We start from the raw sequence: 20,629 nt of genomic DNA, 5'->3' as shown, positions 1-20,629 counted from the left end.
TTATATTTTGAATATTAACACAAAAAAGATGATTCGTTAATAGATTTTTGTCACATTTTGTTAATTTCTGTTGATAAAATTATTTTTTTCTTTCTTATTTAACTAATTGTATGCAAATACCCTTTTTCCTTCACACATTTTCATTATTTCCGTAGTCAACACGACTTTTTTTTGCATCATTTTTAATTCTTGCGTACAATAGAAAATGAAAGGTGTGAAAAATATGGTAAATAAAAATGTGGAAGATTATCTCCAAGAAGGCATTTACGGCCAAAAGCAAAACAAACCAGAAGAACGTAATATGTATTTAACTACATTACGTGAGCGTGTAGAAATCGCTTTAACGATCGGTCAAGTAATGCAAAGTAATGTATACTCTGAAGTGGCGGGTAGCATGCGCTCTTCTCAATCATTACAACTCCTCCTAAATGGTGGCATTGCTTACCCACATTTATCAAAATACATTAAATTAGCAAACGAAAAAAATGTTCCTTTTACAATTGTTCAAAATAAAGATACAAAAACACCAATCGGTTTAGTATTAACTCATGCTACTGCTGTAGATAAAGAACAAATTTATGTAGAAGATACTATTTTCAAACAAGAAATGAAGTAAAAGTTACACTTAATTAAATAGTTACTAGAAGCGTAAAAAACGAGTATGGAATCGTAAACATTTCCTACTCGTTTTTTAGCGCAAAGTTTAAGTTTTTCTAATTTATTTTTTAATACATACTAATTTCATTTCTGTCATTTCTTCTATTGCATATTTAATTCCTTCGCGCCCCGTGCCACTTTCTTTCACACCACCATAAGGCATATGATCTACTCTGAACGTTGGAATATCATTAATCATGACACCACCAACCTCTAACTCATCGATTGCACGCATTGCTTTAAATAAATTATTTGTAAATACTCCTGCCTGTAAGCCGTAACGCGAATTATTTACTTGCTCAATCGCTTCATCAAATTCTTTAAATGTATTTACTGTCATGAGTGGACCGAATACTTCTTGGCACTGCACAGATACATGATTTGGAACATTTGTTAATACAGTCGGTTCAAAAATTCTTGCATCCCGCTTCTTACCACCGTATAAAATAGTTGCTCCTTCCTTGATTGCTTCTTGAACCCACATATCAATTCGCTCTACATCTTTTTTTGAAATTAAAGCTGATACATCCGTTTCTTCAAGCAGTGGATCACCAACAACTACTGATTCCATCGCTTTCTTTAGCTTCGAAAGAAATTCATGCATTTTCGTTTCATGTACAAAAACACGTTGTATGGAAATACAAACTTGCCCATTATTAACAAATGCTCCCCATTTTACACGTTCAATGATTTCATCTGTTAACTCTACATCTTCATCAATTATAACAGCAGCATTTGATCCTAGTTCTAACGTAACTCGTTTTAACCCAGCCTTTTGTTTTATTCCGATTCCAACTTTTGGACTTCCGGTAAAAGTAATAGAAGCAACATAATCATTTTTAACGATTGCCTCACCCACCGTGGAGCCAGGACCAGAAATGATATTTAAAGCTCCATTTGGCAATCCTGCCTCTTCAAATAACTCAACTAATGCATAAGATGATAATGGCGTTTGATCAGCTGGCTTTAACACAACTGTATTTCCGGCAGCAATTGCAGGTCCAACTTTATGCGCAACTAAATTTAATGGGAAATTAAATGGTGTAATAGCCCCTATTACACCAATCGGCTTTCGGATTGTATATGCAATACGCCCATCCGCACCAGGTGCGGCGTCTAATGGCAATGTCTCACCATATATACGCTTCGCTTCTTCAGCTGCAAATTTGTATGTTTGAACAGTACGATCCACTTCTCCCCTAGCAGCACGTATTGGTTTTGCAGCTTCTTTTGCAATAATCTCTGCAAATTCTTCTCTTCTTTCATCCATTTTTTGTGCAACCTTCTCTAAAATAATCGCACGATCATATGCGGATAATTTATTCATTTTTGTCATTGCATTTTTTGCAGCAATAACAGCCTCTTTTACATCTTCTTCCGTTCCTTGTGCAATTTCTGCTAATATTTCTTCAGAATATGGTGCGTATAATGGTTTATACGTGTTTACAGATTTCCAATCTCCATTTATATATAAATGCTTTTTCATACTTCTTCTCCTTCCAAATATATGTATACAACAATAATTCACCTAGTGAAAGGTCTGGCTTATGTCATTGTATCATAGCCCCTATCCCTCAAAAAACATTATGCTCAAAAAAACTCTGCTATTTAGCAGAGTTTACGAGCTAATTTGCTCTTGTAATGAAATTTGTTTTTCATCTTCTAAAATAACAATCGATTCTACTATCTTTGTAACTTCCAATCTTTTTATATAGTGTCCATCTAATTCTTTCACACAAAACTTATAATTTTCAATTTCAATGGAATCCTCTTCAGCAATCTCTATATTCTTCGTTAAAATCCAACCACCAATTGTATCAACACCATCATCATCAATCCCTAAACCAAATAACGTATTCACTTCACTAACAAGTACTTTTCCCTCTAGTATCGTCTTCGTTTCACTAACTTGTTGAATTTCTGGCTGCTCATCCGTATCAAACTCATCCTGAATATCTCCAACAATTTCTTCCAGAATATCTTCAACAGTAACAAGTCCAGATGTCCCACCATATTCATCTATCAATATAGCAATATGTGTTCTTTCTTTTTGCATTTTTAAAAACAAATCATGAATTGGGATAGAATCGATAACTAAAATAATTGGTCTCATATATTGCTCTACTGTCTTTTTATTAACAACTTTATGTTGTACAAACTCAGTAAAAATATCTTTAAAATTCACAAAACCTATTACGTGGTCTTTATCGCCATCAACAACTGGATACCTTGTATATTTTTCACGAGACATTTTTTGCAAAGCTTCTTCAGCAGGCATTTCTTTACTTATAATATTCATTTCGGTTCGAGGTACCATTATTTCTTTTGCAATCCGATCATCAAATTCAAAAATTTTATTTACATATTTATATTCAGATTGATTAATTTCACCATTTTTATAACTCTCTGAAACTAACAACCGTAATTCTTCTTCTGAATGAACCTCATCATGCCCCTTCGGCGGTTTCAACCCTAGCAGCTTCGTAATGATTCGAGCTGAACCATTTAATATCCAAATAAATGGGAATGCAATACGATAAAAGAAAATTAACGGCTTAGAAACAAGCAAACTTACTTGTTCAGATTTTTGAATTGCAAATGTTTTTGGGGCCAATTCCCCTATTACAACATGTAAAAAAGTAATTAAAAAAAATACTAAAATTACAGCAAAAATGTCTGCTAGTTGAGTAGAGATATTCCAATTTGCAAAAAGCGTATCAAACATTTGCTTTAACGCAGGTTTACCAAACCACCCAATTCCTAAAGCTGTAACAGTAATTCCTAGCTGACAAGCAGATAAATATTCGTCTAAGTTTGTAATGACTGTTTTGACCGATGTTGCACGATTATTTCCTTCTGCAATTAAATAGTCAATTCGTGAACTTCTCACTTTAACAATTGCAAATTCTGCTGCAACGAAAAATGCCGTTAAGGCAATTAAAACAATCACTATACTTATACTATATATGTCCAAATACTTTTCCTTACTTACATTGTAAGCAAGGAAGCCACCTCCTACTTAATTATATTCAAGTGAAGTAAGCATTCTAATACTCTAACAAAATTCTACATTAGCAACCACCTTTTTATATATTATATGCATACATAAAAAAGATATTTATCATTATGATAATCTAATTCATTTACACTAGTCAAATTATTCTAAATGTTACGATAAAACATTTTTATTTAAACGAACTATTCTTCTCAACTCAATTTCGTGAAAAAACACTTTCTTTGCCGATTCCACACTTCTTTTGTCACACTAGAAGGGAACTTACTTCATAGCTCGAAATCATTCAACAGGATATATATAGGAGGGATTATTTTGGAATATAAAACACCATTTATCGCAAAAAAATTAGGTGTTAGCCCAAAGGCTGTTGTCCGGATCGCGCAACAATTAAATCTTACGATAGAAAAAAACAAATATGGCCACTTTATTTTCACACAAGATGATGTCGATCAAATGTTAGAACACCATCTATTTCAAATAGAGCAGTCTCAAAATCCTCAACCTACTCAAAAGGCTTCCTCAAATGAGGTTGAAGAATTAAAAACTCAAGTCAATACAATTGTTCAAAACATATCATCGAATGATTTTGAGCAATTAGCTAATCAATTAAACACTATTACAAGAAGGCTCGATCGAATGGAAGAACAAATGCAAGATAAGGCAAATGATGTCGTCACGTACCAACTTTTACAACACCGTCGTGAAATGGAGGAAATGTTAGAGCGAATTCAAAAGTTAGAAGCTGCGCTAACGAAAGAAGAACCCATTTATATTACTCCTGATTCAAAACCAACATACGAACGAGAAAAGAAACCGAAGCGCCGCAAAATGATTTTTAGTATATTTGGATTATAATTTTTAGACCCTTATTAAAATAATAAGGGTCTTTTTTAATGAAGAGTTATATCTTATAAAAATATTATTCTCTTTATTATACATATTCACTTCGTTTTATTTCGTTAACATAATATTTTTACTGTATTCTGCAATTAATGCCTGTGCATGAGCATTCCCTTGAATCACATCACGAAATTCTTTTAAAGAATACAAATGCGTAACCCCTTTTCGAGCATGAATTCTTACTGGTACACCTTGTAAAGTATCATGAAACTGAAATGGATTATCTATCGGTTCAATTGGAAAACCGAGTGTAAGTAAATACATATACATTCTTTTTGTCACTGCTGCAATGTACCATTCAGCTTTTGTTTCTAACGCATGTATAAATAAAATAGCTGTTAACCTTTTGAAATGTCCTCTCCCACGAGATGTTTTCGAAATACTTAACTTGCCTATTTCATACACATTCTTCAAATCTTTTACTAAATCATTTTTAGAAAACGGATAGAAAAACTCAGAATTTGATTGTTCAGGTACCGTATACTTAATACATTCTACTGTACCAATAGGATGTTCATCTTCTATTAATAAAAATCGTGATGGATTTAAATTACGTTCTACAAACATTAAGTTTCTTTCTTCACAAAAATCTCCCCATAGTTGCTCGAACCCAAAATGTTCTTCCTTTGTTTGAACACGCTGGAACATATTTAACCGCCTTTCCCATCGCCGCTCTGTTTTTGATAACGCTTTCACTATCTATCATATAAGAACAAATCTTCGTATGCAACTAAAAATATTTATGACTTATTATATTCTGCAAAGCGAATTAGATTCCAATTTAATCGACTTTTATCCCGCGCTCACATTCCTTTTAATAACACATTCGTATCACTTTTCAAACCTAAATTACATTATGTTTCTTTCCATACAGCATATAATTCTTCTTAATCTAAAAAAATCCTTTATGAAAAAGGATTTCTTTTACTTCTGAATGCTTTTTAACCATTTTTCAAAAATTTGTACCATCCCATGTTTTCCAGCTAATTTCTCTTCCCCTTGTTTCGTCTTATATGGATATAACTGCAAGAAAACACCGCATCCAGACTCAATTTTTTTACTATGCATATGGCTTCCTGGATATACACAAATGACTTCATAAATTGACCTTCGATAATAGACTCGCTTTCCATCCTGTTCTTCTACATACTTTATAGACCAGTACTTATACATTTGCTCAGTTGCTTTTGTATTTCCGACATGCTGAAAAATATTGTACATTGGACTGTATTTCACTTCAATAATAATAGAAGATTTATATACGTAGTTCCCATCTTCTTTTACATAACAGTCTAAGCGAATATCTGGCTTCTTCGTATCCTCACCATTGTAAAAATTACTACCTTTACTTAATGCAATAAGAGGATGTGTTTCAATTAAATCATTAAATGCGACATGCACCTTTATATCATCTCGTTCTAAAACTACTGTCGTTCCATCTTGTAATCCATCTACATAAAAATGTTCTTGTATTTGTTCACGAATTGAGTTTCTAGCCTCAAAACCAATTTGCTCTAAAATTGAAATAACGATAAAAAAAGCGTAATATTCATACACTAAAAACGTTGGCTTATAAACAAATAATAACGATGGAGATTGATCCGTATATTGCGGGAGTACTTCTAAATGATGTAGTAATTGTTGATGTGGTATCGGTAAATCATGTAAGTTCATGTTACTTGTTTCAGTAACTTCCCTCCAAAACGAAGAGTGCATTAACATTTGAAAGTATTGTACATTTTCATGCACGATATGCGCCAATATTTTATATTCTTGTATTTTCATTGAGCTCTTTCGTAAATCGGCTTCTTTTAGTAAATGTATATTTTTATATTTTTGCTTCTCTCTATCGGTTACCGATCCATTTCGCTCAATTGTTTGTATAATCGTTTTTACGGCTTGAAACTCTTCTGATTTTTTCTTTTTTTCTCTTTCTAAGATTTCAATTGTTTGACGTAAAAAACTTTTAGCTTCAATTAAATAATGATAAAATTGCATCGCTTTATATTTAAGAAATGCATTTTCCTTACTATTTTTTTGTTCCATAAACTTACGATTATAATGTTTGGCATAAGGTTTTCTTTCTGCCACTATAGTTCCTCTTCTTGTTGGCTTTCGCTCTTTTCCTTCCCATTTATATGCATTTATAAATTTTGAACTTGATTCTATTTTCTTAAAGATTTGCTTTATCATTTTCATTTTTTGGGGTAACTTTCTAAGCAACACTAAATAAGAAGAATCCTCAATATCGCTAAGTGCAGAGAAAGTCTTTTTATAATAACCTCTATCCAAAATCAACTCATTTAAAATCGACTTCACATAGTCTTGAATCATTTCAAATTGATCATCAAAAAAGTTTTTCGGTACGATTTGAAAAGCCCCATAATACGTTGTATCTTCTATGCGCACTTCAAAATGGTATAAACCGCAGCGCCATGGATAAAAGAATTCTGTTTTCCCATGTTCATATATTAATACTCTTTGTTTTTTTTCATTTATTTCATATTGAGCCTCTTTTATATTTTTCTGTCCCTCATATACTTTATTCCATATAAAAGTAATATTCATTGGGATTTCATAATTATACTGCAATCTAATTGGTTTTAATTCTTGTACTTTATAAATACATTGAACCAATGCTGTAGTAGATGTACAAAGACGATTTAATAAAATATAATCTCCTTTCCCCTCATTTCCAATGATTAACTTTAATACAAAAGGGAGCGTTTCATTCGTATCAACGATTTTTGTTTCGTAACGCCCTTCATTTTGCATATCCATACAGCTCCAGTTCCCTACGTTTTTCTCGTATATATGCTAAAGAATGTTCAAATGTAGATACTCTGTTTGCAAGTGCAGATTGCAAAAGAGGTACTAAGGTCGCTCCCCTTTTTGCTTCTTCAGAAAGTAAAGACCCAACCATCATTTCGGTCCCTCTGATTTTCGTTAATACACGCTGCTTTATTTGTAAATCAAACCCCTCTTCTCTACTGATCATATAGGTATGGTTATTTTGGAACGGTATGTTTTGCAAATAAGTCGCAATTGCATTTGCACATCGGAAAGAAATTCCCTTAGACGCATCATGTGATGACAATACGACATGCAACTTATCTAATAGCTCTAATTCTTCTTCAGAAAACACTTCAATCATCGCTTTATTTCTCATCCAATTTATCCGAAATTCTCCCGCTGTTACTTTCAAAGGTGGGTGTAATACGACTTTCCCCTGTTCCATGCCCATCTCACAAAACGGAATTTTCTGTAACGTTATTAGGTTCGTTCGGTCTAATAATCGATCGGAGAGCTCTTTCGTTGTTTCATCAAAATTCACAGTACCTACAAATATAATATTTTCTCCAATTTCAATTGTTGATGGAATTGAATTCTCAATGTCCTGAACACCCTCATACAAGTTTAAAATACGATTTTTTGTTTCAAGTTGAAGAACAGAGAGAAATGGAGTAAACCAATGCTCAATATGAGACATGTTCATTTCATCAAAAACGATTATATACAGTTGATTTTGATTTTCTTTCGCCTTCATTAACGTCCTAACTAACTTCGTTTCACTTTCAATAAAAGTACCATTCGGATGAAGGTAACCAAGTAAATCATGTGGTTCTTGATACGATGGCGAAATTGGAATCCAAACCAATTCCTCCCCATACTGTAACCCTAATGCTTCTGCATAAGTTTGCACAAAACGTGATTTCCCAACGCCCGGTATACCACCAAGAATCGTTAACATATTTGTTTTTACACTTATATGGAAATTATAAATATCCGTTTCATCCAAATATAGCCCTTTATTATGCACCATACTTTGTACATACTGTAAAAAGGACGATTCACGCTCATCCCATTCCCATTCCTCTTTTTGCACTTTTATATCCTCTACTTCAACTATCTTACCTTCTTCATGCATTTGTTTTTTTAATTGCTCATACACATGATCACTTACAAAATATAATTGATCTTCTACCGCTATTTCTACATACTTCGTCCAGTCACTGCAGTTTATATATTTACATTCCCGTTTCTGTTCAAAATATGCGATTGAGCTAATTGATGACTTTAAGGATATGTTTCCATACAGTCTTCCATCATGCCACAATAATTCGGGAGGCTCAAAGTCTTTCGGAAATTTTGGCATAAGAAATGATAAATAACCGTTGCTAAGTTTTCGTTCTAAAGACTCTCTTTTTTTATTATTTGTAACTTTAGGTGCCGGAATCATTTTATAGCTGCTTGCTATTTCTTTCGGTTCTTCTGTACATATTAACTCCACGTATACATTTCCTCTTTCATAATAAAGACGAAACATCACTAATTGCTTTTCTAATTTCCTCTTCTTTAATTCCGAAAAGATTTTTTCATTCTTTTTATTACTACATACCCCTTCAAATACATATGGTTCATTTGCAAATTGTTCCTGTAAAGTGAATGGTATTGGCGATAAGCATTGTACAAAGAAATTCTCTCCACTCTTCTCTTTCTCAGCTTTTGTAAATTTCCCTAAAAATCTCATATAGTACATTCGTTTTATAAAACTTGGCTGAAGAGCTTTATGTAATCTCACCTTAGTCACCTTCTTTTTTCATACTATTCTTAGTGTATGAAAGAAACGAAAAACTAGAAATAAAAAACCTGACGTTATCCGCCAGGTTCAAAATTAAAACGTATATTAATGAGAAGGAAATGCTTTTTTCTCTTGTAAAATTGCATTATGAGCAATTTTCATTTTAGCAAGTACGTAACGTAATCGATCTTCAGCATTTTCATCTTTACTTTTTTGTAATTCCGCCAAATTTTCAACAGAACTTGCTAAATTTTCAATGACTCCTCTCAATTCAGGATGATGATTAAAAAAAGATTCTTGCACTAATACTTTCCTTAACTCACTAGCTAAATCAATTATTCTAGACAACTGTTCTTTTTCTTCCATTCTCATCCCTCCTGAATATCTTATGTAGTAAATATTCTCTAAACAAAGAAAAAAGCCCTTTAAATAAAAAGGACTTTTTACATTTTTATATTTCCAGTTAATAACATATACAGGGATGTGATAGCCGCAACAATAATTGCCCCCATCACATATCTCTCTGCACCTGCAAAACAACGGTTCCCTTGTTCTTTTCTTGCAAACGTGTAAACAATAATTCCAATTCCATACACAATTGAAACGAGTAGTAAATTCTTTAAACCAGCTGCATAAAGAAGCCATACAGAGTAAATCGAAGCAATTAAAGCTAACGCTCCATTTTTTAATTTAGCGTCTTTTAGCTCGTTTGTAATGACTAATTTAAATTGGAATAACGCTGATAATAAATATGGTAATAAAATTGATGTTGATGCAATGAAATACATAATTTGATATGTTGATTCTGAAAACAGAACGATGATAAATATAATTTGGGCAACACCATTTGAAATCCATAATGCCATGTGCGGTGTTTGCTTTTTATTTGTTTTCGTAAAGACTTTCGGAAATACGCCATCTTTTCCGGCTACATGAGAAATTTCAGAAACAAGTAAAAACCAGCCAATTAATGTACCGACAAGTGAAGCAACTAACCCGATATTAATCGCACCTGCCCCCCATGGACCAACAACATGCTCTAATACATGTCCCATTGACGGAGTTTCTAACACAGAAAGTTCGCCTCTTGTCATAGCTCCCATTGATAGGACAGAAATTAAAATATAAATGGACATTACTAAAATAAGCCCCATTACTGTTGCCTTACCAACGTCTCGGCTATTTTTCGCTCTTCCGGATAATACAACCGCTCCTTCAACTCCAATGAAAACCCAAAGTGTTACAAGCATTGTATTTTTCACTTGACCAAGTATAGCAGAAAGTGAGAAGGTTCCTTCTCCCCAAAAATCATGTGTAAATGTGTCCCAGCGAAATGCTGTTACCATTACAGCGATAAATAGTACGATTGGAACTAACTTTCCTATTGTTGCGATAACATTCATAATAGAAGCTTCACGAATTCCAAATAAAATTAGAAAGTGAAGTGTCCATAATAAAAGTGATGCCCCAACGATTGACGCAACATTATTTCCTCCTTTAAAAATTGGGAAGAAATAACCTAATGTACTAAACAGTAACATAATTGTTGCGACATTACCTAAGATTCCTGCTAGCCAATATCCCCAAGCACTATTAAACCCAATATATTCACCGAAACCAGCACGTGCATAACTATAAATTCCACCTTCAAGTTCCGGTTTTTGTCTTGCTAACGTTTGATATACGAGCGCAAGTGGAATCATTCCCATCGCTGTAATACACCAGCCAATTATTATTGCGCCACTGTTTGCTCCTACTGCTAAATCATGCGGTAAACTAAAAACACCGCCACCAACCATCGTTCCAACTACTAATGCGATTAATGGAAAGAATCCTAATTTCTTTTCTATTTGTACCACCCCATCTGTCATTCTAGGTGTTATGTTCGTTCAACTATTAAAGTCACCTTTTTCTCTAATAGACGTTTCTCTTATATTTTTTCAGGAAAACATTACTTATTCTAAAAGAAAATGAACAAAAATGGAATACTTTTTTGAAAAAATGTATAAGTATGCACAAAAAAACCGCTCATTTTGTAATGAACGGTCATTTCAAACATATAAATTTGTATATTTCTTGTAAATTTAACGAAGTAAATTCTCTTTTTGTAAAAATTGTTTTGCGACTTCTTCACTACTTTTACCATTCACATTAACTTCATAATTCATTTTTCGCATTTCTTCATCTGTAATCTTTCCAGATAATTTATTTAATACCTTTTCAAGTTCAGGATATTTCTGTAACGTTTCTTTTCTTAATAATGGTGCTCCTTGATAAGGTGGGAATAACCCTTTATCATCTTTTAGCACTTTTAGTCCGTATTGCTCCAATTCACTATCTGTTGAATATGCATCAATTACGTTAACATCTCCAGATTGAATTGCGCTATAACGCAGCTTCGGCTCCATCGTTTTAACATTCGAGAACTTATAGTTATATAATTTTTGCATTCCTTTATAACCATCTTCACGATCAGCAAATTCCAATGTAAATCCTACTTTGGCTTCCTGCGCAACATTCCCTAAATCAGAAATAGTATTTATATTCTTTTGATCTGCTATTTTTTTCGGCATGGCTAGTGCATATGTATTGTTATACTCCATTGGCATCAACATAATCATATTATATTTCTTTTCCAGTCCAACGCGAGCCTGCTCATATACTTCATCACGATTTGTACTCTTTGGTTCTTCTTTCACGAAAGTAGATAGCGCTGTTCCTGAAAATTCTGGGTACACATCTACTTCACCTGATTTCAACGCTTCAAATACAAATGCTGTTTTCCCAAGACCTGGTTTTAATTGTACGTGTAAATCGGTATCTTGTTCAATAAGCTGCTTATACATTTGAATTAAAATTTCAGGTTCTGATCCAAGTTTGCCCGCAATAACAATATCTTTCTTTTCTGTACTCCAAAGAAATGGAGAAGCAATCATTACTACAACTATACATATCGTCAATATAACACGCTTAGAAGAGCGTTTCGGTCGTTCAAGTATGCGAAGTACTATATCAAAGAATAAAGCGAGTAACGCGGCTGGTACGGCCCCTAAAATGATAAGTGCATGATCATTTCGATCTATACCTAATAATATAAGCTTACCTAGCCCACCAGCACCAATGAGAGCTGCTAATGTAGCCGTTCCAACAATTAATACCATCGCTGTACGAATACCGGCCATAATGATAGGCAATGCAAGAGGAAGTTCTACCTTCCACAACCTTCTCCAACTATTCATCCCCATAGCTCTCGCGGCTTCTATTAGTGATTCATCTAATTCCCTTATTCCTGTATATGTATTTCGTAAAATAGGTAATAGTGCATACACAACTAATGCGATAATCGCTGGAAGTTTTCCGATTCCTACTAACGGAATTAATAGTCCGAGTAATGCAAGTGATGGCACTGTCTGCATTACCGCAGAAGTTCCTATTATAAATTCAGCCATTCGTTCTTTTCTTGTTAATAAAATGCCAAGTGGCACCGCTATAATTACTGCAAAAAATAATGAAATAAGCGATATTTGTAAATGCTCACTTAATGCAGTTAGTAATTCTATTTTTCGTTCTTGGAACGTTTGTATAAAATTATTCACTGTTTAACCTCTTTCCTTCATTTGTTCAACAATGTAATTGACAATATGACGACTTGTTAACGCTCCAATATATTGACCGTTTTCTTCAACTGGAACGACCTCCTCGTCACGCACACGAACTAGCGCTTCTTCTAAAGAAGAATGTAATGATAGTGCCTGCCCTTCTAATTGCACACTTTGATCAAGCGGCAATACATCTGCTACACTTTTCTCCTCATACCAAGTTCGTCCACGATTTCCAATGAACTCCTCTACAAATTCATTTTTCGGATTATGTATAATTCCTTCTGGTGTATCTAGTTGAACAACTTTTCCTTCTTTCATAATACAAATGCGATCTCCAAGTGATAATGCTTCTTGCATATCATGTGTTACGAACACGATTGTTTTTTGAATCTTTTTTTGCAACTGTACAATATCCTTCTGAAGCTGTTCCCTACTTAATGGATCTAACGCACTAAATGGTTCATCCATAAGAACGATTTTCGGGTTTGCGGCTAATGCTCGCACGACACCGACACGTTGTTTTTGTCCTCCTGACAATTCATCAGGCATACGATCTCGATATATATCCGGATCTAATCCAACCATATGTAACAAGTCATCGACGCGTGCTTTTATTTCCTTTTTGCTCCATTGCCTCATTTCAGGAACAACTGCAATATTTTCAGCGATTGTCATATGAGGAAACAAAGCAATCTGTTGCAACACGTATCCTATATCCCAACGTAATTCGTTTATATTATATTGTTGAATATCTTTTCCATCGATTAAAATCGACCCTTCAGTCGTTTCGATTAAACGATTAATCATCTTCATTGTCGTTGTTTTCCCGCAACCACTCGGACCGATGAGAACAAAAAATTCTCCCTTTTTAATTTCTAAATGCAATGAATCCACTGCTTTCGTGCCATCTTCATACGATTTTGACACATGATTAAATTGAATCACAAATACAACTCCTTTACTGTTGTTTCCTTTATTTTGATGGAATATGGCATTCATTTCAAATGATACGCTTTTAAATTAAAAAAGAGCTCGCATTTGAGCTCTAACGATCGAACAATATTGTTTTCATAATAGCAGCATATTCGCGAACATACATTTTTCTCTTAGAACGAATTGGTGTTTCAGCAGCTAGTGCCTCCATCTTCATGCCTAAACGCTTTGCAATTATTTTCGTTCGATATAAATGATACGTATTACTTACAACTACCGCATGTTTCACATTATATAAATCCATACTAAACTTTAAGTTTTCATACGTATTTGTAGATTGATCTTCTATTAAAATACGACTCTCATCTATACCATGTACCATTAAATAGTTTCTCATGCTATGAGCTTCCGGTATATCTTCATCTTCTCCTTGGCCACCTGAAACAATTACTTTCGCTTCAGGATGGGAAAATAAATACTCCAACGCTACATCCAAACGATTTTGAAGAGATAAAGACGGTCTATCTCCAAATAACTTTGCACCCAGTATAAGAACGTACGGAGAGTGATAGCTCAACTTTTCACGAGCAACTTTGTTCATTCGAAACGTCATATAAATGATGTATAGTGGCGGTAATAATAAAATCATAAGAAAGATCCATTTGTTCATAAATAAGTATTCACTCCCTTTCTTGTTATTATATAGAAAAAGAAAGGGAGGCAGAAGTGTTTTTTCAAACGATTGATTTATTAGAAACATGCGCCGCTACTTTACGTTGTGATAGTACATAATAAATAGCGATTCCTAATGAGAAGATCAATATGCAGCTTAATACGTAAAACGGCAGCATGACTCCAACTTTAGATACACCCGCTGTAAACAACATTAATAATAAAATTCGTATTCCAGTACCAATTAGGCGAAATAAGCTGTCTACACGTCCCATTACTTCATTTGGAATTTCCTCCATCATCAATACATTTCTCGCCACTCTTGTACCCGCATTTCCAACTGCATGAAAAATTGCAAGTCCATATAAGAAAATTACGGAAGGTTCAATACTCATTGCGGTAATTGAAATTACATAAATGAACATCGTCATAACGATTGAAACTTCTGTTTTTACATATTTCATTATGAGTGGAATACAGATTCCTGCAACAACCGCTCCAACACCGTACATCATCCCCTCTATTGCGTATACAGAGGCATTGGCTTTAAGTATATCCGAAATATAAACTGGTATTAAATAATTTGCCATCATAACACCTATAAACGGCATATAAGTGGCCAGTAAGAACCAAAAGAGCTTAGGACGTTTTTTCATAAAGTGAATTCCTTCAAATAATTGCTTCTTAAATGTTATTTTTCTTTTCACTTCTTTTTTCTTTACGTACGGTATACATAAGAAAAGAAAAAATGCTCCAGCAAAAGTTAACATGTCTACTAACAAAATCCACTTCAAAGATACAATTTCAATTAAGAAGCTCGCGGCCGCTCCAGAAATAACTTGTGTTAACTGTCCTTGTATTTCCATCGTTCCACTTAAACTTTTATAATGTTCCGCTTGAAATATCTCTTGGTTGAACGCAAATATTGTAGGATAAAATAATAAATAGTAGAATGATCCGGCTATATAAATAAGAATATAGTGAATAGAATGATAAGGTTGCCCAGCAAATCCCCATATAAACATTATTCCAATTACAGCTATTCCGATTCCTTCGTTACATAGCAATAAAGATTTTCTTGAAAAACGATCAATACTTTGCCCAATGAATGGTGTTAATAAAAACATAATGAGGGTTGCAATGATAGAAACATAACCAAATGTTGTCTCTCCTCCACTCTCTTTAATTAACAGCCACGGAATCGTTATCATAACAATTCCGGAACCAATAGCAGATAGACTATTGGCCCCTAGAATGTAATACAAGCGAGAATCATGATAAAGGGAGGACATATCACTCCACTCCTAGTTGCTTTTTCACCTCTTTATATACGCTCATATATGCTTTTAACTCTTTAACTACATCATGAATTAATGGTTTCGCATCTTCCCCAAGTTCCCCATCTTGCACATGTAATCCATCAAGCACAACTTGTTTTGGAATTGCATTTGCATAAACACCTCTAGCGACCGTTCGCATGCTGTTTAATGCATTTATTCCACCTTTACCGCCACCAGCAACCGCTAACAACGCAACTGGTTTATGAATAAATTCACTACTACTTAAGTAATCTAAAGAGTTTTTCAGCGCACCGCTCATCGCATTATGATATTCTGGTGTACATAATACAACCCCATCCGCAGCTTTCACTAACGTTTTCAATTTTTTTACTGCCTCTAAATCACGTTGTGACTCTTCTCCATTGTATAAAGGTAACTCCTCGATTGCTAAATCATATAATTCCCCTTCAAATTGATCCGCAATATATTTTGCCACCACGCGAGTTCTGCCAAATTTTCTTGGTGTACCGTTAATAACGACTAGTTTCATGATTATTTCTCCCCTTTGTTTTTAAGTTCTACTTATATATTATCAGAAATTTCTATACAAAATACAATATAAAGAGTTAACTTGTTTCATAAAATAGTATGATAAACAAAAAAGAACTCATACTTTCGTATGAGTTTCGTACAATTACTTCGTTTCATCTCTCAGACTCAATGTACCTAAACTTTCATTTGCTTCAAAATGATTATATGCTTTTTCCGCTAATCTTTTCCGTTCTTCTGGTAATTCTATATATTTCATTACGTTTTCAATTATTTTTTCGTACGGAGTAAATACAATTCCCGGCCACTCTACCTCATCTTCTGGATTACTATTTTCGGAAATAATAAATTTTTTATTTGCGACTGCATAAGACACGCGAGGTGTTTCAAGAATTCCTGATAAGTAAAAATGAATATTTAATATAATTTTCGACCTAGCAATCAATTCATTTCTAACAATTCCCCACGCATTATTTTTAAAAACTATATTTAAATTCGGGGCAATCGCTTTTAGGTGATCAAAAATAGCTTGCCGCCTCGGATTAAGAGCACCTATAAACAGAATATCAATATCTTCAGTAATCTCATCTTCAAATGCATCTTTTTTTATTTCCAAAGTTGGAGCATAGTTCATTTCTACATGTTTTATTTCTTTTCCTACCCCTTTTTGTTTTAACCATTCTATATTTTGTTTACTATAATCCCAAATCACTCTATCTTTTAATAATATTAAATAAAGGGGGTGCGCATATGGACTTCCTTCGTATAGCTGTTCTAAATTATAAATAATTGCGTCTTTCGGAAGAAGGTTCGGGTTATATGCATATGTATGCGCTCCAAAAACAATTGTATTCTTTACATTTCCCAGTATTGTTTCTGATATAATTACTGTATTCCCCTCCTGCTCCAACCGCCACTTTAAAGCTCGCGCAACATCTATGAAACTACCGTATGTCTTTGGGCATATAAAAAGACAATAATCATATTCTTTATTCAAATAAGCTTCCATTAATTTTAGATTATTTTTATATAAATCTACATCCGGATGTTTAAGTACTAACTCATTTGCATGTTTTCTTGCTACTTTATATAATCCAGCATAATAAGCAGCAATGCATCTTCTTAATTCGATTCTTTCCCGATGTTCATCTAATACATCCATGTTTAAAAGAAGATTTGCGATACAATACGCTTTTAAATGATCACGATCATAATAATAGTCTAGTAGTGGCATCAATTCTTCATACGTATTTCCATGCACCGATTCTCCTAGTTCAATCGCCCATCGCATTAATTCCATGATTACTCCACTACTCCTTTAACCGAAAATGTATTTAATAAAATTTTGCATTATTCTCTACTATATTTGCTATATGAAATGGAATCTCTTCTTTAATCGATTCCAAATATTTTTGCGAAACGGCCCCTAAATGTTTTTTATGAGGTATATAGAAAGCACTAATAGAAATTTCATAATCAAATAAGTAATCATACACATGATAATCTACAAATAGAAGATCATCCTTTGGAAAAGGAATTTCCTTCCCTTGCAGAGCATACATCAAAGCAATATTGTTTTGAGATCGTAATCGATACAACCTTGCAAGTTGATATAATGGTTCAGCCCGGGTTGGTCTATATTCCCACGCTTTTTGAAAATAAAAAACAGCTAATGCTAAATATTGCTCTTCTTGCCCTTTAACAGTTTCTTTTTCATCAGCATCTGTCACTTCATTTTGTTTATTTGCTGAACGATTTGTTAACTGCTCATAACAAAATCCTATTCGCAATAACGAATAGAATACCTCTTCAACCCATCCCCCTGCTTCCACTCGTTTTTTATACCATTTAATCGAATCTTCAAATTGACTTAAATGAAAATAAGTCTGCGCTAAATAAAATAAATATCTTATATGCAAATCCGGCGTTGTTTCTGGGTCGCTTATTCCTTGTAATAACAACCTCTCATCTCTTTCAAATTTATCAGCTTTACTCCCGCCATCTCCAGGATCATTCACGACAAGAGTCTCTAACCGATCTACCCTCGTATTGTAATTCACTCCAACTTTTGAACGATCTATATCCCAATACTCATGAGTAACACCGACAGATTTCCATGGTAAAGAAGCTTTCAAAAGACGTGTAAGCCAATATTTAATATGAACATCATATTGCAATGTAAGATAATGATCTTCCGTTAAGCTCGTTTTATCGAAATTCGGATCAACCTCTAAAATCATATCTGCATCTAATATTAATAAATAATCCGCTTCTGGATATGTTTTTTGCGCTAATGAAACAGCTAAGCTTCTGTTATAACCAAAGTTTTTAAACGGCTCATGATGAACCGTTCCAGGTATCTCATTTTCCTTACACCAATTTTCAATAATTTCAGGCGTATTATCCGTCGATCCAGTATCACAAATAGAAACAAAATCTACAATTGATTTTGTTGCATTTAAACATCTTTCCATAATTCTAGACTCATTTTTGACGATCATACAAAGACATAACTTTTTTTCTTCCTTTACAGACTTCACTTGCTCATTTCCCATTTAACCACCTCATATTTTATTAGCACGCTCTTCTCATATGTAACAACATTTCTTAGCTATACTGATGACATAAGCACCCTTTTACTATTTATGAAAACTTCATTTTATTTATTCTTACTTTTATGTTGGGACATATTTCATACTTCGCTTTATATTTGATACAATCAATGCCAAAAAATATAATATGGGAATCCGTACATTTCAAAGTCTAAGGGGAGGTTATATTTTGTTGGATTACATTTGGCTAGATGACAAATCACCAATTTTAGAACAACTACCAAGAAACTTTAAATCTGCAGCTATATTGCTACATCCTTTTATCCAAATGCCTTTAGGATGGGAAAAGTCTGTGAGAAAAAGACCATATGAGCACATCTATCCTAGCACTGAAGAAATCATTCATAATGGGAAATCCGTTTCTTGGAAGGAAATGATGTCTTGTAGTGGATTACATTCATACGCAGAATTAGCAATGGCCATGTTGACTTCCATTAGTGCCCTTTCAGAAGAATATAAAAGAGAGGATTTAGCTGAAAAGCTACATTCAAACTTAAAAAAAGATCTTTATTATCCAACAGAAGATTATACGTCTATATTTTTATTACACAAATTACTTAAACTCCTCGGTTCTAAAGGTGCAAGAAATCTATATTTCTCTGAACCAATTCTTGATACAAACGGATTATTACAGGTAAATAATACTACTCCATTAGATATTTGGGACATTAGCAATAATGAGTTAATTATTACTGGCGAAGACAATGAGTATGCGTTTATGAGTATATACGATTCCTTTACAACCTTATTATTAGCTAAAGAAGAAAATATAGAATATATTGTTCAATCAATGAATGTTGAAGCTGTCATTTGTGACAAAAAAACGATGATTGATTGGTATTTGTAAATTAGTAATTTCTTAAACTATAAAAAAGAAACTTGCGCTTATGCACAAGTTTCTTTTCAAAAACATCCTTATTTTTTTACAACTTCATGTCCACCGAACTGATTACGTAGTGCTGAAACTACTTTTCCATGGAATGTATCATCTTCCTGAGAACGATAGCGCATAAATAATGACATCGCGATTACTGGTGCCGCTGCTTGTAACTCAAGCGCAGTTTCAACAGTCCATTTCCCTTCTCCTGAAGAGTTCATTACACCTTTAATGCCATCAAGTTTAGGATCATCTGCAAATGCTTTTTCAGTTAAGTCCATTAACCAACCGCGGATTACTGATCCGTTCGCCCATACTTTTGCAACATCTTCATAATTGAAATCAAAGTCACTCTTATCTAGTACTTCAAATCCTTCAGCGATTGCTTGCATCATGCCGTACTCAATACCGTTATGAACCATTTTTAAGAAATGACCACTACCAACGCGGCCAGCATAAGAATAGCCATTTTCTACTGCTAAATCTTTAAATAAAGGTTCTAATTGGTCATAAATTTCTTTTTCTCCACCAACCATTAAACAAGCACCGTATCTAGCTCCTTCTACACCGCCAGATGTACCGATATCTACATAATGTAACCCAAAGCTTTTCGCTTCTTCAGCACGGCGTAACGTATCTTTATAGAATGAATTTCCGCCTTCAATAACGATATCACCTTCATCTAATAACGGATACACATCTTTTAATACTGACTCTACAACTTCTCCTGCAGGCACCATTACCCAGATCGTACGAGGAGCTTCTAATTCAGCGATCATTTCTTTTAATGTATGACGTGCAGTAATTCCTAGTTTTCCTGCCTTTTCTACAAGCTCTTTATTTACATCGTATACAACTACTTCATGCTTGTCTTCATGTAAGTGTTCAGCTAATGGGAATCCCATTTTTCCTAATCCAATTAAACCTAGTTTCATATTAATCAATCTCC

Annotated in this window: 18 protein-coding genes; 3 read left to right on the top strand and 15 right to left on the bottom strand. The window is 33.8% G+C overall.

Annotated features, from left to right (window positions below):
- Positions 1-223 precede the first annotated feature (223 nt).
- The gene (locus tag DOS87_RS11120; protein WP_000247560.1) at positions 224-616 is read left to right on the top strand and encodes a YueI family protein; all 393 of its coding nucleotides are present in this window, start codon (positions 224-226) and stop codon (positions 614-616) included.
- 102 nt (positions 617-718) lie between these two features.
- On the opposite strand, the gene DOS87_RS11115 is transcribed toward DOS87_RS11120, so the two are convergent.
- Entirely contained in the window at positions 719-2,143 is a 1,425-nt protein-coding gene (locus DOS87_RS11115) for an aldehyde dehydrogenase family protein (protein WP_000716435.1), read from the bottom strand.
- 132 nt (positions 2,144-2,275) lie between these two features.
- On the bottom strand, positions 2,276-3,631 hold the full coding sequence (locus DOS87_RS11110; protein WP_000356246.1) for a hemolysin family protein: 1,356 nt from the start codon (positions 3,629-3,631) through the stop codon (positions 2,276-2,278).
- Between the two features lie 354 nt (positions 3,632-3,985).
- Between DOS87_RS11110 and racA the strand changes: the two genes are divergently transcribed.
- The gene (gene racA / locus DOS87_RS11105; RefSeq protein WP_000456012.1) at positions 3,986-4,528 is read left to right on the top strand and encodes a chromosome-anchoring protein RacA; all 543 of its coding nucleotides are present in this window, start codon (positions 3,986-3,988) and stop codon (positions 4,526-4,528) included.
- A 96-nt stretch (positions 4,529-4,624) separates the two neighbouring features.
- Here the strand turns inward: racA and DOS87_RS11100 are convergent, their stop codons facing one another.
- The 12 genes from DOS87_RS11100 to DOS87_RS11045 form a co-directional block, all read right to left on the bottom strand.
- Positions 4,625-5,221: a hypothetical protein gene (locus DOS87_RS11100; protein WP_000487795.1), complete on the bottom strand. Its 597-nt coding sequence runs from the start codon at positions 5,219-5,221 to the stop codon at positions 4,625-4,627.
- Between the two features lie 276 nt (positions 5,222-5,497).
- Positions 5,498-7,348 carry a hypothetical protein gene (locus DOS87_RS11095; RefSeq protein WP_002162815.1) on the bottom strand — a complete coding sequence of 617 codons (1,851 nt, stop codon included), beginning with the start codon at positions 7,346-7,348 and terminating at the stop codon, positions 5,498-5,500.
- Positions 7,338-9,155: an AAA family ATPase gene (locus tag DOS87_RS11090; protein WP_151628596.1), complete on the bottom strand. Its 1,818-nt coding sequence runs from the start codon at positions 9,153-9,155 to the stop codon at positions 7,338-7,340. The genes DOS87_RS11095 and DOS87_RS11090 overlap by 11 nt, the downstream gene beginning before the upstream one ends.
- 105 nt (positions 9,156-9,260) lie before the next feature.
- Positions 9,261-9,521: a hypothetical protein gene (locus tag DOS87_RS11085; protein ID WP_000391447.1), complete on the bottom strand. Its 261-nt coding sequence runs from the start codon at positions 9,519-9,521 to the stop codon at positions 9,261-9,263.
- A gap of 77 nt (positions 9,522-9,598) precedes the next feature.
- Entirely contained in the window at positions 9,599-11,026 is a 1,428-nt protein-coding gene (locus DOS87_RS11080) for a basic amino acid/polyamine antiporter (RefSeq protein WP_017763116.1), read from the bottom strand.
- 213 nt (positions 11,027-11,239) lie between these two features.
- Complete coding sequence (locus DOS87_RS11075; protein WP_208730260.1) at positions 11,240-12,751, bottom strand: ABC transporter permease/substrate-binding protein; 1,512 nt, start codon at positions 12,749-12,751, stop codon at positions 11,240-11,242.
- A gap of 3 nt (positions 12,752-12,754) precedes the next feature.
- Positions 12,755-13,702 carry an ABC transporter ATP-binding protein gene (locus DOS87_RS11070; protein WP_000614075.1) on the bottom strand — a complete coding sequence of 316 codons (948 nt, stop codon included), beginning with the start codon at positions 13,700-13,702 and terminating at the stop codon, positions 12,755-12,757.
- Between the two features lie 100 nt (positions 13,703-13,802).
- The gene (locus DOS87_RS11065; RefSeq protein WP_001045718.1) at positions 13,803-14,360 is read right to left on the bottom strand and encodes a YdcF family protein; all 558 of its coding nucleotides are present in this window, start codon (positions 14,358-14,360) and stop codon (positions 13,803-13,805) included.
- A gap of 64 nt (positions 14,361-14,424) precedes the next feature.
- Entirely contained in the window at positions 14,425-15,654 is a 1,230-nt protein-coding gene (locus DOS87_RS11060; protein WP_000097155.1) for an MFS transporter, read from the bottom strand.
- Position 15,655: 1 nt separating this feature from the next.
- Complete coding sequence (locus DOS87_RS11055; RefSeq protein WP_000780355.1) at positions 15,656-16,192, bottom strand: NADPH-dependent FMN reductase; 537 nt, start codon at positions 16,190-16,192, stop codon at positions 15,656-15,658.
- Positions 16,193-16,336: 144 nt separating this feature from the next.
- Positions 16,337-17,491: a CgeB family protein gene (locus tag DOS87_RS11050; protein WP_000422336.1), complete on the bottom strand. Its 1,155-nt coding sequence runs from the start codon at positions 17,489-17,491 to the stop codon at positions 16,337-16,339.
- A gap of 34 nt (positions 17,492-17,525) precedes the next feature.
- A complete protein-coding gene (locus DOS87_RS11045; protein ID WP_000526226.1) occupies positions 17,526-18,746 on the bottom strand; it encodes a glycosyltransferase in 1,221 nt (406 codons plus the stop codon).
- 139 nt (positions 18,747-18,885) lie between these two features.
- Between DOS87_RS11045 and DOS87_RS11040 the strand changes: the two genes are divergently transcribed.
- The gene (locus DOS87_RS11040; protein WP_025989024.1) at positions 18,886-19,650 is read left to right on the top strand and encodes a DUF2711 domain-containing protein; all 765 of its coding nucleotides are present in this window, start codon (positions 18,886-18,888) and stop codon (positions 19,648-19,650) included.
- Positions 19,651-19,718: 68 nt separating this feature from the next.
- Here DOS87_RS11040 and gnd read toward each other — a convergent pair whose 3' ends face one another.
- Positions 19,719-20,615: a phosphogluconate dehydrogenase (NAD(+)-dependent, decarboxylating) gene (gene gnd, locus DOS87_RS11035; protein WP_000765981.1), complete on the bottom strand. Its 897-nt coding sequence runs from the start codon at positions 20,613-20,615 to the stop codon at positions 19,719-19,721.
- Positions 20,616-20,629 lie beyond the last annotated feature (14 nt).

Source organism: Bacillus sp. CR71 (assembly GCF_003429245.1).
GTDB lineage: Bacteria > Bacillota > Bacilli > Bacillales > Bacillaceae_G > Bacillus_A > Bacillus_A thuringiensis_S.
The sequence above is the reverse complement of the archived record's forward strand: the minus strand, read 5'-3'. Positions and strand labels throughout refer to the sequence as shown.